The following is a 16,080-nucleotide window of genomic DNA, read 5'->3' on the forward strand; positions in this document are numbered from 1 at the left end:
ATATGATCCGATATAGGATTTAAGATGAAGATATCACCCGAGCGGCTACGACGATTGGCGGCGACTCTCTTGGAGGCTAGAGGAGCTTCACCTGCCAATGCTCATCTTCAGGCTGATCTCCTCATCGAAGCCGAACTGCGAGGCTTGCCGTCGCATGGCCTGCAGCGATTGCCGCTTCTTGTCTCCAGATTGGAAAAGGGGCTCGCTGACGGACGCACCTATGGAGCGGGAACGTGGCGCAAACGCTCGTTTCTCAGCATTGACGGCGAGCGCGGCCTGGGACCGGTCGTCATGATGCATGCAATGGAAACGATACGGCCTGTATTGAGCGAGACAGGGATCGCCATCGCTGCGGTCCGCAACGCCAACCATCTGGGTATGTTGGCCTATTATGCAGAGGCCGCGGCTAGGACCGGCCTTATCGCCATTGTCATGTCGACCAGCGAAGCCCTGGTTCATCCCTTTGGCGGAACACGAGCCTTGCTGGGAACCAATCCTGTGGCCATAGGCATTCCTTCCGGAGACCATCCCTTTGTACTCGACCTCGCCACAAGCGTCGTCTCGATGGGAAAAATCAACAACTACGCGATCCGCGGTGCGCCTATTCCATCAGACTGGGCCGTGGATGCGAAAGGTCTTCCGACGACGGACCCGAATGCAGCTAAAGTGGGGGCTATCGCCCCGTTTGGCGCCGCCAAAGGATACGCCCTTGGCCTGGCGATCGAACTTCTCGTTGCAGCACTTGCCGGCTCCGATCTCGCGCCAGACGTTCGTGGGACGCTCGACGATATCCATGCCGCCAACAAAGGTGACCTGCTCATTCTCATAGATGCGGCATCGGGACACGGGAACGCCCGCTCACTTGAAGCCTATCTCGACCATCTACGCCTATCCCCGGCATCCGACCCCGAAAAACCGGTGGCGATACCGGGCGATGGCGCGCGCCGGCGTCGCATCGCAACGGAGATGGCAGGGATAGAGCTGCCGCAACCACTTTTGGAAAGTCTTTTGGCGCTAGAGGCCGCCTGAATTATCGGAGGAGATTTTGGAAATGAAACTTTTCGGCACACTGAGGGCGCCGCGCGAACTGCTCTTTGGCTCTGGGCAACGGCATGCTCTCAGGAGTATTGCCGCCCGGCTTGGCAAGCGCGCGCTGATCGTCACGGATATGCGTCTTTTCGCGGATGCCGATTTTCTCGCGCTCGTCCGGCAGCTTGAAGATGCCGAGATTGCTGTCATGATCGACAGCTCCACTCTGCCCGACGTTCCGGTCGAGTCCGCTGCGAAAAGTGCGGAAAGTGCCCGAAATTTCGCTCCAGACCTCATTATTGGCATCGGCGGCGGCTCCTGCCTCGATATGGCCAAATGTGTCGCCCTGTTACTTATGCATGGCGGTCGACCGCAGGATTATTATGGGGAGCATACGGTGCCCGGACCCGTGATGCCCCTCATCGCCATTCCGACCACTGCCGGCACAGGCTCCGAAGTCACGCCCGTCGCCGTGCTTTCCGACGCCGAGCGGAGCTTAAAAGTTGGCATTTCCAGCCCTTACCTCATTCCAACTGTCTCCATCTGCGATCCGGAACTCACCCTCACCTGCCCCCCCGTTCTGACAGCGATTGCGGGTGCGGACGCGCTCACCCATGCACTGGAAGCCTTCACCGCGATCCGCCGCGAGCCACTGCCCGGCATCGCTCAACAGCGCGTCTTTGTCGGCAAGAACGAGATGTCCGATCATTTTGCGTTACGCGCCATATCGTTGCTCTGGCAGGGCTTGGAAGCCGCCTGCAAGGACGGCACGGATCGAGCCGCGCGTGAAAAGGTCATGCTCGGCGCTACCCTGGCGGGGCTCGCCTTCGGCGTGGCCGGAACCGCAGCGGCCCATGCCATTCAATATCCCGTTGGCGCGCTGACCCATACCGCGCACGGCCTCGGGGTGGCCTGTCTCATGCCCTATGTCATGACATGGAACGCGCCGACCATCCAGAACGAGTTGGGACGCATAGCTGAGGCGGCGGGTCTTGACGGGCCGGACGATGTCATTCCCGCCCTCATTTCGCTTTTCGCGCAGATAGGGATCCCCTCGACGCTGCGTGAACTTGGCCTTGAAGAGAGCCGGATCGGCTGGGTAGCTGAGCAAAGCATCGGCATTGCCCGCCTCGTCCAGAACAATCCGCGGCCGCTGACCCTCGACGAAATGCAGACCCTCATCACCGCCGCCTATCATGGCGACCGGTCGCACCTGAATTGAAAAAGGATTTTCATCATGACGTTTCATGCCAAGATCAACGGCTATGCCAATCCTGCTCTTCATGCGGAAGGCCTTTATATCGGCGGTAAATGGAGAAAGGGCGGCGGAATAGCCGTGATGGACCCATCCACTGGCGAAAAACTAGCTGAAGTCGCGGATGCTTCGATTGAAGATGCGATGCAAGCTGTTGATGCCGCAGAGGCCGCGGCATCAGCATGGCGTGCCACGCCGGCGCGCAAACGCTCGGAAATCCTGCGGCGCTGGTTCGAGCTCATGACGCAACATGCCGAAGAGCTAGCCACGCTCATTGCGCTGGAAAACGGCAAGGCGCTGCCTGACGCGCGCGGCGAAGTCGCTTACGCCGCAGAATTCTTCCGCTGGTATGCAGAAGAAGCGACACGCATCCCCGGCGAATATCGCCACACGCCTTCCGGTTCACATTATATCATCGTCGATCACGAGCCTATCGGTATCGCGGTGCTGATCACGCCCTGGAACTTTCCGGCCGCCATGGCGACGCGAAAGATCGGTCCGGCTTTGGCGGCGGGTTGCACAGTTATACTGAAGCCGGCCTCAGAAACACCGCTGACAGCCTATGCCATGGCACGGCTTGGCGAAGAGGCTGGCGTGCCGGCAGGCGTCGTCAATGTGCTGACGACAAGCAAGCCCGGCGCGGTGACCAACGCCATGCTGGCTGACCCCCGCGTGCGCAAGCTCTCCTTCACCGGCTCCACCGGCGTCGGGCGGACACTTCTTGCTGAAGCTTCAAAGTCCGTGGTCAGTTGCTCGATGGAACTTGGCGGCAACGCCCCCTTCATCGTCTTCGACGACGCTGACCTGGAGGCCGCCCTTGATGGCGCCATGATCGCAAAGATGCGCAACGCGGGTGAGGCCTGCACTGCCGCCAACCGCTTCTACGTCCAAGCCGGCATCCATGATGCCTTCGTCGCCGGCCTCACCGCGCGCATGGCCGCGCTGAAGATCGGTCCCGGCTATGATCCTGCAACACAGTGTGGGCCGATGATCACTACGAATGCCGTGCGTAAGATCGACAGACTGGTCACGGAAGCTATTGCGGCGGGTGCACGCGCGACGACCGGCGGCCAGCCGCTTTCGGAAAACGGCTATTTCTACCCGCCGACCGTTCTCGAAAACGTGCCTACAGACGCTGCGATCGCGCGTGAAGAAATCTTTGGTCCTGTCGCGCCGGTCTATAAATTCGTTACCGAAGACGAAGCTGTCCAGCTGGCGAATAATACCGAATACGGCCTTGCTGCCTACGTCTATACCCAGGACCTGAAACGGGCGATGAACGTCGGCAAACGAATTGAGACAGGCATGCTCGGGATCAACAGGGGATTGATGTCGGACCCGGCCGCACCCTTTGGCGGCGTCAAACAGAGTGGTCTCGGCCGTGAGGGCGGTGTTACGGGCATTCTGGAGTTTATGGAGGCAAAGTATTACGCAGTGGATTACTGAGACCGGAGGAGCCCGATGACGTCACAAGATCTTTACCTAATTCGCGATTTCGTACCCGATTTCGACGCTATTGCTGCCGAATTTGCAGAACGCAGCAGGCAACTGTCGGCCAAGTCCAAGCTGATTGCTGATATTCGGTATGGCGTACCCGGCAGGGAGGTCCTGGACGTCATCCTGCCCGATAACCTCAAGGTCGGTGCTCCATTGCATGTCTTCGTTCATGGCGGCTATTGGCGATCCGGTGAGAAGGAAAACTATCGTCTCATCGCCACCCCGGTCTTTGCAGCCGGGGGTATCGCCGCTATCGTCGAATATGACCTGATGCCCGGTCAACGCCTTGGCGTTTTGGTGGATCAGGTGCGGCGGTCGATATTATGGCTTCAGAAACATGCGGCCGGCTTTGGCGCAGACCCGCACAAAATAACCGTCAGCGGCCACTCGGCGGGCGCGCATCTTGCTTCCTTTCTCGCCGCCAGAGCCCCTGGAGAGGCAGAGCGCGCTTCCCTACCCGCTCTGCAGGAGATGTTGCTGGTGAGCGGGATATACGATCTGTCCGGAATTCCGGATAGCTTCCTGCGCGAGGAAGTCCAGATGACCTCCGCAGAAGCTGCCGCATGGTCGCCTTTGACAGCAACCCAACTACCTTCGCCCCGGCGGACAATCGCGTTTGGTGCGGAGGAAACATCGCCCTTCCAAGAACAGGCGTTGGCGCTGAGCATGAAACTGGCCACGAACAATAGTCCTGCGCAACTACTGTCGGTGCCGGGCCTCAACCATATGAGTGTCGTTCTGGATCTGGCGGACCCTTTTGGCCATCTCGGAGGTCGCGTTGTGGACATGATTTCGCGGTGCTGACCAGTTCTTTTTGACGGGTCCAGCCATTGCTCCGAGAAGCACGGGCCACTTAAGTCGGCCCGTGAGTTGCGATCATAAAAGCTCAGCCAGTTCACCGGCACTAAAGCCTTTATACTTGTGGTATCGGCTTGCAGGACTTTGTTCGTCCAATCGCGATTGCTGATCAGTGCTCGCCCCGCAGCGACCAAGTCGAATTCTTTGCGATCCATTCGGGCCAACAATTTATCTTTGCCGACGCTAATCGAACTCTCGCCTGCGAAAGCCTTCAAGAATTTGTCGGAAAGGTCGGCGGAACCGACGCTGATGGCAGAAGCCTCTGTCCGCCTTTTTGCCCAACCGACAAAATTGGGAACATACTCCCCGCCGATTTCAGGAAACTCTGGCTCCCACGAGCGCCGCTAGTGAGGGCGTTGTCGTCATTGCATTTTCGCCGACGCTGCGTTGGCGGCCCCGTCAATGGTATCGGCAATGACCGCCGGCTGCGCTGAACTCGTTTTGACTGCGCAGGGATATGGCATGGCGAATGTACAGACACCTTCCATCGGCTATCCGCTGCAACGATTGGGGCAATGATGGAATTGAACGGGTCGCCGGACGGGTCGCGTCCCACACGGGACCAGACCTTTTCCTCCATCGCTTCGAGCGCGACCTCAAATGCAAACACTTTCGAAATGGACTGGAACGGAAAAACGACGCTGGCATTGCCTGCGGCTGTCGCCGTTCCGTCACGAAGGAATACGGCGATACCGAACCGATCGAAATCCGTCTGCGCGGCGGAGGTTTTCCAGCAGTTTCCTCTTTCGCGACCGCTTCATCAAAGGCAGTTGGCGTCGCTTTGCGGACCCGCGCAAAGACCTCGTCCAGAATGGACTTCAACGCCTTTTGGTTAATCGCGCCTCCCCTCATATCATCTCCTCATGCATGCGCTTAGCGATCCGTGTTTCAACCGCAATTGCCGCTGCGATGCCGCGTCGAACAAGATCCGCAAGACTTCGTGGGCGTGTCTCACCGTTATGAACACGCTCTTGGGCACGTGCTCAATCCATAGCCGCCCCAACCGTGTCGGCGACATAGGCACCACGTTCACCCATGGGCATAGGCACTCCCGTTGTCGTATCCCGAACGGTCTGGTGCTCAAGCTCCGCATTCAATTCAGCGCCGACGATCACGATGATCACGGAGATCCAGGTCCAGATCATGAAGCCGATCAGCGCGCCGAGCGCGCCATAGGTGGCCTCATAGTTGGCGAAGGTCGACAGATAGAGCGAAAACAGGATTGAGGCCGCAAGCCAGAACAGCGTGCTGAACACAGCCCCCCAGGTCAGCCAACGGATCTTCGCATGCTCCCGGCTGGGCCCGACCTGGTAGATCAGCGCGACTCCAGCACCAATGACTGTGAGGACAATCGGCCAGCGCAGGATGCGGATTAGCGTTTCCTGCCAGCGATCGAGCCAAAGATAGGAGAGGAGCGCCGGCACCCCGCCGATCGCAGCGATGAACACGGCAGCCAGAAGCAAAGCCATGCCGGTAAAGGCGAGAGAGATCAGGTTGAGGCGGATGATGCCGCGTTTCTCCACCTCGCCATAGGCGATATTCATCGCATCGAAAAGCGCCTTGATAGCGCTGTTGGCGCTCCACAAAGCTATGGCAAGACCGACCAGAAAGCTTGTGCTCAGGGTCGATGCTTTTGCCTGAACGAGAACATTCAGCTGCGTCAGGATGATATCGAAGGCACCGGGCGGCAGGATATCCGCAATGAATGTAATATGCTTGGCCATGGTGGCGGGGTCGGCGATGAAACCATAAAGTGACACGAGCGCACCGAGCGCTGGAAACAGCGACAAGAGGATGTAGAATGTCACGCCGGCGGCCACCAGCGTCACCCGATCAGCAATAATTTCTCCGGTCAGTCGCCAGAATACATCTCGCAAACCCTTGGCTGGAATCTCGTTGGGTGTTGCGGCATTGCGCCCACGCCCCGGCTCTTCCCGCTCGATTTCAACAGATGTGCTTGTGCCGTCGTCGTATCGCATGCCCTTGCCTTTCGGCCTGTTCAGATAGTGCACGAGGAAAACTTGACGACTGGCAAACGCACAAAATTTCAACGTCTGGCGCAGGGAGCGGCGCATTTCGAGATACGCAACCTGTGGATCAGGTGTGCGGCCTGTCTTGGTCATACTGCGCATTCCGCCTTCTCTGGAGCCGCAAGAGGCAATGCCAAGTTGGTTGCCGTTGGTTGTAGATGCTGCAGTGGCGGGAGCTTGAGGCTGTCATCTCAGAGGTATAGTCGGCCCACAGGCTGAATGCGTCAGCCCGCGCGTGGCGGAATGAGACGGCGGTCAGGGTGTAGCGGCGGGGACGGAAGATCGTGTTGATTTGGTCATGGGCTGACAGGGAGCGCTGTGCCTGACGCGACGATTTGAACCGACCCATGATCTTCTCGCGCTTGCGGGTCTGCCGGTGAGAATACGTGATCCTGTTGTTCAAACCCTTGTGCGCCCTATGGTCGGTGTCTGGAGCGATAGTTCGGATTGGCGTGACGTAGCTGCCGAGCTTGTCCGTCACGACCACGCGCGGCAGACCAGACTGCCTGACCAGTCTGGAGAGGAAGCGCTTTGCTGCGTTCGCGTTGCGGCGTGCTTGAACCCGGATGTCGAGAACATCACCGTCGGCATCAATGGCGCGCCATAGCCTGAGTTTCCTGCCGCCCATCGTGATGACGGCCTCATCCATATGCCACTTGTCATCAGGTTTTGACCGATCCCTACGGATGCAGTTCGCGACGGGTCGAAGGACCTCGTGTTCAGCCATTACTCCCCGTAAAACTGGAACCCAAACGTCCCGACAGAAAGGCAAGACCATGCGAACGAAACACGTATCAATCGTCCTAGCGTTGCTGGCGAGCAACGCGCTCTGCACCTATCCCGTTTCTGCCGACGACGCGTCCCATGCTGGCATGGCAAACATGAGCGCCGGAGGACACGAGGCGGCCTACATGGCCGAAAACGCGACCGCGATGACCAGGATGATGGCGGAGACGGACGTCAAGCCGACGGGAGACGTCGACAAGGACTTCGTGGCGATGATGACCCCACATCATCAGGGCGCCATCGACATGGCGGCCGCCGTCGGGAAACACGGCAAGATGAACGGATCCGCGAGATGGAGCAGAAGATCATCACTGATCAGCAGCAGGAAATAACCGCGATGAAGCTCGCGCTCGGCGATCCCGCGTCACCTGCGCTCTTGGTGTTGTTGCGCGCGCGGCATGTCTGATCTTTCTCGAAACACCGGGCTTACGCGACCTGCGCTCTACAGAGCATTGAGTGGGGAAGGCAACCGTGAGTTCGGCACGATCGCAAAAGTAGCTTACGCGCTTGGTTACAGGCTGAATCTGGTACTGAAATCTGATGGCGCATCGACCGTCGCGGCAAAATAAAAGGCATATTCAAGTCTCAGCTATGCGCCGCCACCGGTCTTACATAACCAATCGGATAAGCATTTTTACTCCATTAGCGCCTTAATAAAAACGAGCCTATACTCCCGTATTTTCTATATAGATCAATCACATAGCAATGCTATGACGTAAGCATATCCATGGAACAACGCCGATTATCCTGAGTTGGGGGCAGCCAAATCATGGGCGGCGGGTGTTGTAAACATTTGGGCATCACAATCGGAGGCCTCCACCTCGCTATCCCTTCGGCATTCAATGCTTGAGAATCTGGCTGAGGAAGAGCTTGGTCCGTTCGTGCTGGGGATTTGTGAAGAACATCTCCGGATTGCCATCTTCGACGATCTGGCCGGAGTTCATGAAGATGACTCGGTCAGCAACAGCGCGAGCAAAACCCATTTCATGTGTGACGCAGACCATCGTCATGCCATCCCGGGCAAGGCTCGTCATCGTGTCGAGAACTTCCGAGACCATTTCCGGGTCGAGCGCCGAGGTCGGCTCGTCGAAGAGCATGACGGCCGGCTCCATGCAGAGGCTGCGGGCGATCGCGACGCGCTGCTGCTGGCCGCCGGATAGCTGGACCGGATATTTGTTGGCCTGCTCCGGAATGCGGACGCGCTCCAGGAACCGCAACGCTGTTTTCTTGGCCTCCGTGGCAGCCACTCCCTTGATCCACATCGGCCCGACCATGCAATTCATCAGCACGGTCATGTGGGGAAACAGGTTGAAGTGCTGGAACACCATGCCGACATTCTTGCGGACCCCGGCAACGTTGCGCATCTTGTCGTGCAGCGTGATGCCGTTGACGATGATCTCGCCCTTCTGATGGGCCTCAAGCCGGTTGAAGCAGCGGATAAGGGTCGATTTACCGGAGCCTGATGGCCCACAGACGACGATGCGCTCGCCTTTCCTCACCGTCAGGTTGATGTCCTTTAGCACCTGGAACGCGCCATACCATTTGGCGACATCCTTCGCCTCGATGATCAGGTCCATGCTCATCTGACTTTACTCCTGGCGTAATGGCGCTCGATGCGGGACTGGATGAGTTCGAGGCAGATCGACATGATCCAGTAGATAAGCGCGGTCGAAATCAGCATTTCCATGTGCTGGAAGGTCTTCTGGCCGAGCGTGCGGGCAAGGAACATCAGTTCCCAGACACCGATGACGGACACCAGCGAGCTGTCCTTCAGCATGGAAATGAACTGGTTTCCGGTCGGCGGAATGATGACCGGTAGCGCCTGCGGCAGGATGATCCGGCGAATGGTGATGCCGAAGCCGAAACCGATCGCGCGTGAGGCCTCCCACTGGCCGCGATCGATGCTCTGGATGCCGGAGCGGAAGATCTCGGTCATGTAGGCCCCGTAGCAGAGCGACAGTGCGAGGATGCCGGCCGGCACCGCGTCGATGACGAAACCGAGCTGCGGCAGGCCGAGATAGATCAGGTAGACCTGCATCAGGAGCGGCAGGCCGCGAAAGAAGGACGTGTAGAAGCTGGCGATCGCGTAGGCGAAACCGTTGGTCGAGAGCTTGGCGACGGCACCGAGAATTGCGATGACGGAAGCGATGACGATTGAGATCGCGGACACATAGAGCGTCGTCACGGCACCTTGCGTAATCAGAAACGGCAGCTTTTCCCAGATGAACGGCCGGCTGAGATGAAAGGTCTCGAAGAAGGCGAGAAAGAGCATCAGCAGCTCGAACCAGACGATGGCGATCTGTACCTTCAGCGGCGCGAAACCGATCAGCACCACGTTCAGCGAAAAGATCACCGCGACGACGAAGGCGACGGCGAATCGACCATAAAGTCCGCTTTGCAAGGGGTCGCCGATCACCGGGCGCATCAGCTCGCCCATCGTCGTGCCTGTCAGGTTGAATGCGAGGAAGACTGCCAGAATGACGGCGAACATCGTGGCGACGAACCACGGCTTGTGCACGAGAACTTCAGCTTCGACTGTATCCGGATAGAGCATCTCTTGTCCTTCGGACGGTTTGGCGGCCCGTGTTGGCAGACCGCCAGAGGGTAGTTATTTCACGACGGTGTAGTCGACGCCGTACCACTTGACCGAAAGCTTGCTCAGCGTGCCGTCGCTCTGCATGCCCTTCACCGCCTCGGAGATCTTGGCGTCGAATTCCGCGTCGCCATGCTCCGTTGCCACAGCCAGTGGCTCGTAGAACACAGGTTCGCCAAGCTGCTCAATCGGGTATCCGGCCTTCTCTGCGTCCTTGATGCTCGGAAGGGAAGAGACGACCGCGTCGAGACGGGTGCCGTCGCCCAAACGCAGATCGTCGAAGGCCGTCGTCGAATTGCTGTAGGACTTCACTTCCTTCGGCTTGAATTCATACTTGAACGCAGGCGCGCCCGCCGCATCCAGCGTCAGCTCCTGCTTGGCATAGGCCTCGAAGGTGGATGTTGCCGTCGTGCCGATGGTTTTATCGTTGAGATCGGCGAGCGTCGTCGCCTTGCTGTCCTTGTGAACGGCAACAGCAGCCGGGGTGTAATAGTAGATCCCGGGGAAATCGAAGATCTCCGCTCTCGCCTTGGTCGGGGTCATCGAGCCGACATGCATGTCCCAGCGACCCGACCAGTTGCCGGCGGTGATGATATCCCAACCGGGGGTGACGAATTCGACGCTGACACCCAGGCGTTTGCCGATATCCTTGGCGACATCGACGTCGAAGCCGTCGAGTTCGTTCTTGTCGTTCATGAAGGATTGCGGTGCCCAGTTAGCATCCGTCGCAACCTTGAGCGTCTTGGCCGCCAGCACGCGGTCCAGCACCGCCCCGGCATTGGCCGGAAGTGCCGACAATGTAAAGGCGAGCGAAGCTGCAAGCGCCGTCAGTCTGGTGAGATGTCTCATGCTGTCTGTTCCCTTTGTTGTTGAGGGGTTCTGTGGCTCGACCCTCCCGGTCTCGCCGCCATGGTCGTCATTTAGTCATCACCGGATGCGCTCGGTCTTCCGGTGATCCGGAGCATGTTTGTGCTGCCGCTTGCTCGAAACGGCGGAAATCAGAGCTCACCCTTCTCGCGCATCTCAGCGCGGACATTGCCTGCCACGCGGAAAGCCTCGGCGCCTGCGGGAATGCCGCAATAGACGGCGATCTGAACGAGTGCGGCGCGCAGTTCGTCGTCGGTCACGCCGTTGCTGACCGCGCCGCGGACATGGATGCCGAACTCGTGCATGCGATTGAGGGCAGCCAGCATTCCAAGGTTGAGAAGGCTGCGTTGCTTGAGATCGAGGCCGTCGTCGGTCCAGGCCGCACCCCAGCAATATTCGTTGAGAAAATCTTGGAAAGGCCGGGAGAAATCGTCGGCATTGCCGAGAGCACGATCAACATAATCGTCCCCGAGCACCTTGCGTCGCACGGCCTCGCCGGCCTGTCGTAGCGCCTTATCCATGGATCACCTCTTCTGCCGTCAGGAAATCTCCCATCAGGCGCGCTACCATCACTGGGTCTTCAATGAGAATGGAGTGGCGCAGATCCGGCAGGATCTCGAGCGTCGAACCGGGGATGCGATCGTGCATGTAAGTCGCCATGCGCGGGTTGGAGCCGGCATCCTCTTCGCCCGTCGCAATCAGCGTCGGGCAGCGAATCTGGTCGAGAAAACCGCCGAAATCCGTTTCCGCCAGAACACGATAGGCCGAGGCATAACAATCTGGATCGTTCTCGGCATCCCGCGCGCGCAGTCTCTCGATGATCTCTGGATTGCGCTCCTGAAACCCTTCCGTCAGCCAGCGCGACAGCGAGGCATCGTGATGGGCGCCGGGGTTTCCGATCCTAAGGGCTGCAAGCCGGGACAGGACCCGTTCACGCTCCTCGGGAGTGCGACCGGCGACCGTGGAGAGGAGCACCAGTTTTCTCAACCGCGCCTGATGGGTGAGCGCCAACCGCTGCGCAATCAGCCCACCCAACGAAAACCCCGCAAGATGAAAAGTCTCGAAGCCTGCATGGGAGGCGAGCGCCAGTGTCTCGTTGACGAAATCGTCGATTTCATAGCGCCCCTTGATCCGGGTCGAACGCCCATGGCCGCGCAGGTCGAAGGTCAGAATCGTAAAACGATCCTTGAGTTCAGCCACCACGCCGCTCCAGGCCTCCAGATACGAACCGACGCCATGGATGCAAACCAGCGGTTCCGGGCCCTTGCCGTCGATGCGATAGTTGAGCGTCACGTCGCCGACGGTGTGATGCCGATGCTCTGCCATCCTCAGCGTCCTGACGCCACTGCGCGCTGGCGGTCCCGGTCACGGGCAGCGAAGAACGGCATGACTTCATCGACGAAGAGCCGCAGCGTCTTCTTCTGCAGGTCGAATGGCAGGTTGAAAGTGAGGCCGAGGCAATATTGATCGACGCCAGCAGCCTCATAGGCGAGCAGTTTTTCGATCACCTCATCCGGCGTGCCGAACATCAGGTTCTTGCGGATGTTGTCCGGATTGTAATTGTCCTTGCCCTTGACGCTCTCGAATGGAACCGCTTCCGGAAAACCGTCCCGGACCGCGCCGACATTCTGCATCAGGTTCTCGAAGGTTCGGCCGTAATCCATGCTGTGCTGGACGGCGAGTTGCCAGTCGTCCGGCTTGTCGTAGACACAGGTCCGGCGCTGCATCATGAAGCGCGGCCTTGGGACCTCCGGATGATCGGCGACGGCCTTTTCGAACTTGTCGGCGAGAACCCGGATTTCGGCTGCAGGCGCCGACAACGGTGTAGACAGGATATTGGCACCGATGCTGATTGCCCAGTCGAACGTGCCGGGATCGCGGGCCGCAACCCAGATCGGCGGATGCGGCTGCTGCAGCGGCTTCGGCACGGCGGTCGCGAGCGGAAACCTCCAATAATGTCCATCATGGGCATAGTCGCCCTGCCACAGTTTCCTGACGGCCGGCACCAGTTCCTTGAGATAGGCGACGCCTTCCTGCTGAGGCATGCCGCCGGCCATGCGGTCGAATTCATATTGATAGGAACCACGGGCAATGCCGAATTCCAGCCGGCCATCCGTCAGGTGGTCGCAAAGTGCTGCTTCGCCGGCAAGCCGGATCGGGCTCCAATAGGGCGCAACCAGCGTCGAGGTGCCAAGCCGAATCTGCTCGGTATGCTGCCCCAGCCACGCCAATGTCTGGAACGGATTGGGCGAAATCGTGCATTCGATCGTGTGATGCTCGGCGGTCCATAATGTTTCGAAACCGCCCTCGTCAGCCATCCGGGCAAGCTCGAGCAGGTTGCTCTTGACGGTGGACATCGGCGCGTCCGGCGAGAAACGTTCCATGGTGAGTGAGACTGCGAATTTCATGAGAATTTTCCTCCCTCGCGGGCCTAGGGTTTCGTGTGCCCGGTCACTTCAGGCGAATGACGAAGGGGTCCTGCATGGCGCCGGAATAATCGATGATGACATTCTTCAACCGCGAGAACTCGCGCATCACTTCGAAGCCGCCACGCCGGCCGTAGCCGCTCTCCTTGAAGCCGCCATTGGCGGACATGAAGGATGACGAGCGATAGGTGTTGATCCACACCGTTCCCGCCTCGATCTGGTTGGCGAAGCGTAGCGCCCGGTCGATGTCCTTGGTCCATATGCCGGAGGCCAGGCCATAGCGGGTGTCGTTGGCAAGTTCGATCATCTGCTCTTCCGACGAGAAGGGCATGACGCCGACGACCGGGCCGAACAGTTCATCGCGCATGAAGGTCATATGGTTCTGCGCATCGGTCATGACCGTCGGCTCGAAATACCAGCCGCGCCCAAGCTCGCCCGATTGCGGACGCTTGCCGCCGGCCGCGACTCTTGCCCCTTCCTTCACGCCGGAAGCGACATAGCCCTCGACCTTGGAAAGCTGGTCGGCCAGGGCAAGCGGGCCGATATCGGTGTCATTGACAATCGGGTGGCCGACCCTGATGCGCTGGGTGCGGGCAACGAGAGCCTCGACAAAACGGTCGTAGACACTTGCCTCGACAAAGCAGCGCGACCCGGCAACGCAGGTTTGTCCGGCTGCGGCAAACACGCCGGAGACGACACCATTGACTGCATGCTCGATATCGACATCGGCAAAGACGACATGCGGGGATTTGCCACCCAGCTCCATCGAGCAGGGAATGAGGTGTTCCGCTGCGTTTCCGGCAATACGCCGGCCAGTCGCGGTGCTGCCGGTGAAGACGTATTTGGCGATGCCCGGATGCCGCGTCAGCGCTTCGCCCGCACTCGTTCCGGTGCCGGTGACCACGTTGACGACGCCGGCGGGAAAACCTGCTTCGGCAATCAGTTCGGCAAGCGCCAGCGTCGAGGCGCTCGCGTGTTCGGACGGCTTGATGACGACGGTATTGCCGATGGCAAGGCACGGCGCCAGCGTGCCGGTCAGAAGCATCAGGGGCGAATTCCACGGCGTGATCATGCCCACGACGCCGATCGGTTCGCGCAGGTTGAAGTTGAGCATGTCGAGCTTGTTGACCGGGATCGTCTCGCCCTGCAGCTTGTCCGCCATCCCGGCAAAATAGTGGTAGGCATCGGGCATGGCGCGCATCTGCGCCCGTGTTTCTTTGAGAAGCTTACCATTGTCGCGCGTCTCGATATCGGCCAATTCATCGGCGTGCTCTAGCACCAGATCGGCCAGCCGGCGCACCAGCCGGCCACGGTCGGTTTGCGTCATTCGCCGCCAGGCGGGATTGCGAAAGGCGGCCTGTGCGGACGAAACGGCAGCACCCACGTCATCGGCATCGGCTTCGGCAAGTTCGTACCAGCGCTCTGCGGTGGTCGGGTCGAAGCTGTCGATATAGCGGCCATTCATCGGCGCAACGAACCGGCCGCCTATGAACAGGCTCTGGCGCGACCCTTCGATGGTTTTGACTGTCGTCTTCATATCAACTGTCCTGCTTTTCAAATTCATTCTGGACGACTTGGTTAGGCGATCTAATCCTGGGCGACCGGCATCCAGGCGCGGGCCTGCCCGTCGATCATCGCTACCCGGCCGCCGTCGCCTGTGTCCATGTAGATGCCGAATCGCTTTTCCTGCCGCTCGCGCGCGTAGCGGCGCAGCATCGAGCGTAGTTCGTGGGTGGGGATCAGGTCGTATGGCAAAGCGTCGATCGGGAAAAACTGCAACCCGGCCGGTAAGTCTGTACCAGCCGCGTCGGCCTCTAGCCGGGCGCGATAGACCAGGTAACCCGGGTCGCTGTCGGCGACGTCGAAGACCGAGTAGAGGAACGTGTCTTCGGAGACGAGGCTCAGCTCATTGCCATCGTCTATCATCAGGCGGCTGTCGGCCTTACGCCGTCTTGCCGTCGGCAGGACCCAGCCGCCCTTCCCGTCTGAGCGCAGCAGCAGGTTGTCCTCCGCTTCGATGAGATAGCCGATAATCATGCCGTGCGAGGCAAGCCAACCGGCGGGCAGCGGATCCTTGACGCTGGCATAGCGGCCGCGGCAAAAGCCGAGCGGCGCCGAAGGGCTGGTGCCGAAGGCCTGCACCTCACCGACCAGGATGACGTGATCGCCGGCATCGACGCGGGCATGAACCGTGCAATCGAACCAGGTCAGGCTGTCGGTCAGGATCGGCGAGCCGGTATGCACCCGGTCATGGTTGACCGACTGGAACTTGTCGGGTGATTTCGACGCGAACGTTGCCGAGACATCGACCTGGCCTTCATGCAGAAGGTTGACGCCAAAAGCCGGGGCCGCCGTGAAGACCGGGTAACTCGACGCGGATTTTCCGACGCAAACGAGCAGCAAGGGCGGATCGAGCGACACAGACGTGAAGGAATTGGCGGTCATACCCCGGGGCGTGCCGTCCTCGGCTAGCGTTGTGATCACAGTGACGCCGGTGACGAACGTGCCGAAAGCGCGGCGCAGGGCGATGGGGTCGATTACCGTATCGGGTCTTGCCGCTGTCTCAGCCATCGTTCCTGCCATCCTCATTCCAGTTCGATGAGAGGAGGCTATCGGCTTGGGATCGGACGTTCTTCCTCCTGTCCGCAGGAAGGGATGGACATCTCCTGCTCCGATCCGCAGGACGCCGAAAATGGACCGAGATGCACGCGTGCGCGACCGCATGCGCGGAACGCCTCT

The 16,080-nt window shown here is 59.6% G+C and carries 15 protein-coding genes and 2 pseudogenes; 6 read left to right on the forward strand and 11 right to left on the reverse strand.

Annotated features, from left to right (window positions below; all coding sequences use genetic code 11):
* Nucleotides 1–24 precede the first annotated feature (24 nt).
* Genes ASG68_RS12580 through ASG68_RS12595 form a run of 4 tightly spaced genes read left to right on the forward strand, consistent with a single transcriptional unit; the run spans nucleotide 25 to nucleotide 4,585 of the window.
* Nucleotides 25–1,029: an Ldh family oxidoreductase gene (locus ASG68_RS12580; RefSeq protein ID WP_062601968.1), complete on the forward strand. Its 1,005-nt coding sequence runs from the start codon at nucleotides 25–27 to the stop codon at nucleotides 1,027–1,029.
* A gap of 22 nt (nucleotides 1,030–1,051) precedes the next feature.
* Nucleotides 1,052–2,251, forward strand: coding sequence for an iron-containing alcohol dehydrogenase (locus tag ASG68_RS12585; RefSeq protein WP_062601970.1), 1,200 nt, complete (start codon nucleotides 1,052–1,054; stop codon nucleotides 2,249–2,251).
* Between the two features lie 15 nt (nucleotides 2,252–2,266).
* Nucleotides 2,267–3,730 (forward strand): NAD-dependent succinate-semialdehyde dehydrogenase, encoded by a 1,464-nt coding sequence (locus ASG68_RS12590; RefSeq protein WP_062577218.1) that lies wholly within the window; start codon nucleotides 2,267–2,269, stop codon nucleotides 3,728–3,730.
* Nucleotides 3,731–3,745: 15 nt separating this feature from the next.
* Nucleotides 3,746–4,585: an alpha/beta hydrolase gene (locus tag ASG68_RS12595; protein WP_062577220.1), complete on the forward strand. Its 840-nt coding sequence runs from the start codon at nucleotides 3,746–3,748 to the stop codon at nucleotides 4,583–4,585.
* A gap of 265 nt (nucleotides 4,586–4,850) precedes the next feature.
* Here ASG68_RS12595 and ASG68_RS33035 read toward each other — a convergent pair whose 3' ends face one another.
* The 3 genes and pseudogenes from ASG68_RS33035 to ASG68_RS12605 form a co-directional block, all read right to left on the reverse strand.
* Entirely contained in the window at nucleotides 4,851–5,330 is a 480-nt protein-coding gene (locus tag ASG68_RS33035) for a glutaminase (protein ID WP_082499425.1), read from the reverse strand.
* 292 nt (nucleotides 5,331–5,622) lie between these two features.
* Nucleotides 5,623–6,618, reverse strand: coding sequence for a YihY/virulence factor BrkB family protein (locus ASG68_RS12600; protein WP_062577448.1), 996 nt, complete (start codon nucleotides 6,616–6,618; stop codon nucleotides 5,623–5,625).
* A gap of 232 nt (nucleotides 6,619–6,850) precedes the next feature.
* Nucleotides 6,851–7,366, reverse strand: a pseudogene (locus ASG68_RS12605) (IS6 family transposase); the annotation flags it as partial.
* A 79-nt stretch (nucleotides 7,367–7,445) separates the two neighbouring features.
* Here ASG68_RS12605 and ASG68_RS12610 point away from each other — a divergent pair.
* Together ASG68_RS12610 and ASG68_RS32355 are read left to right on the forward strand one after the other, a co-directional pair.
* On the forward strand, nucleotides 7,446–7,787 hold the full coding sequence (locus ASG68_RS12610; RefSeq protein ID WP_062577222.1) for a DUF305 domain-containing protein: 342 nt from the start codon (nucleotides 7,446–7,448) through the stop codon (nucleotides 7,785–7,787).
* A gap of 57 nt (nucleotides 7,788–7,844) precedes the next feature.
* Nucleotides 7,845–8,024, forward strand: a pseudogene (locus tag ASG68_RS32355) (DNA-binding protein); the annotation flags it as partial.
* 270 nt (nucleotides 8,025–8,294) lie between these two features.
* Here ASG68_RS32355 and ASG68_RS12615 read toward each other — a convergent pair.
* The 8 genes from ASG68_RS12615 to ASG68_RS12650 form a co-directional block, all read right to left on the reverse strand.
* Nucleotides 8,295–9,038: an amino acid ABC transporter ATP-binding protein gene (locus ASG68_RS12615; protein ID WP_062577224.1), complete on the reverse strand. Its 744-nt coding sequence runs from the start codon at nucleotides 9,036–9,038 to the stop codon at nucleotides 8,295–8,297.
* The gene (locus tag ASG68_RS12620) at nucleotides 9,035–10,009 is read right to left on the reverse strand and encodes an amino acid ABC transporter permease (RefSeq protein ID WP_062577225.1); all 975 of its coding nucleotides are present in this window, start codon (nucleotides 10,007–10,009) and stop codon (nucleotides 9,035–9,037) included. Before ASG68_RS12620 ends, ASG68_RS12615 begins: the two co-directional genes overlap by 4 nt.
* A gap of 54 nt (nucleotides 10,010–10,063) precedes the next feature.
* Complete coding sequence (locus ASG68_RS12625; protein ID WP_062577226.1) at nucleotides 10,064–10,897, reverse strand: transporter substrate-binding domain-containing protein; 834 nt, start codon at nucleotides 10,895–10,897, stop codon at nucleotides 10,064–10,066.
* A 149-nt stretch (nucleotides 10,898–11,046) separates the two neighbouring features.
* Nucleotides 11,047–11,436: a carboxymuconolactone decarboxylase family protein gene (locus tag ASG68_RS12630; RefSeq protein ID WP_062577227.1), complete on the reverse strand. Its 390-nt coding sequence runs from the start codon at nucleotides 11,434–11,436 to the stop codon at nucleotides 11,047–11,049.
* Nucleotides 11,429–12,241: an alpha/beta fold hydrolase gene (locus ASG68_RS12635; protein WP_062577228.1), complete on the reverse strand. Its 813-nt coding sequence runs from the start codon at nucleotides 12,239–12,241 to the stop codon at nucleotides 11,429–11,431. The genes ASG68_RS12630 and ASG68_RS12635 overlap by 8 nt, the downstream gene beginning before the upstream one ends.
* A 2-nt stretch (nucleotides 12,242–12,243) precedes the next feature.
* On the reverse strand, nucleotides 12,244–13,323 hold the full coding sequence (locus ASG68_RS12640) for an LLM class flavin-dependent oxidoreductase (protein WP_062601973.1): 1,080 nt from the start codon (nucleotides 13,321–13,323) through the stop codon (nucleotides 12,244–12,246).
* 43 nt (nucleotides 13,324–13,366) lie between these two features.
* Complete coding sequence (locus ASG68_RS12645; protein WP_062577232.1) at nucleotides 13,367–14,878, reverse strand: aldehyde dehydrogenase; 1,512 nt, start codon at nucleotides 14,876–14,878, stop codon at nucleotides 13,367–13,369.
* Nucleotides 14,879–14,928: 50 nt separating this feature from the next.
* Entirely contained in the window at nucleotides 14,929–15,912 is a 984-nt protein-coding gene (locus ASG68_RS12650) for a flavin reductase family protein (RefSeq protein ID WP_062609858.1), read from the reverse strand.
* Between the last annotated feature and the right edge of the window lie 168 nt (nucleotides 15,913–16,080).

Origin of the sequence: Rhizobium sp. Leaf453, assembly GCF_001425605.1 — a bacterium.
In the GTDB taxonomy this organism is placed as follows: domain Bacteria; phylum Pseudomonadota; class Alphaproteobacteria; order Rhizobiales; family Rhizobiaceae; genus Pararhizobium.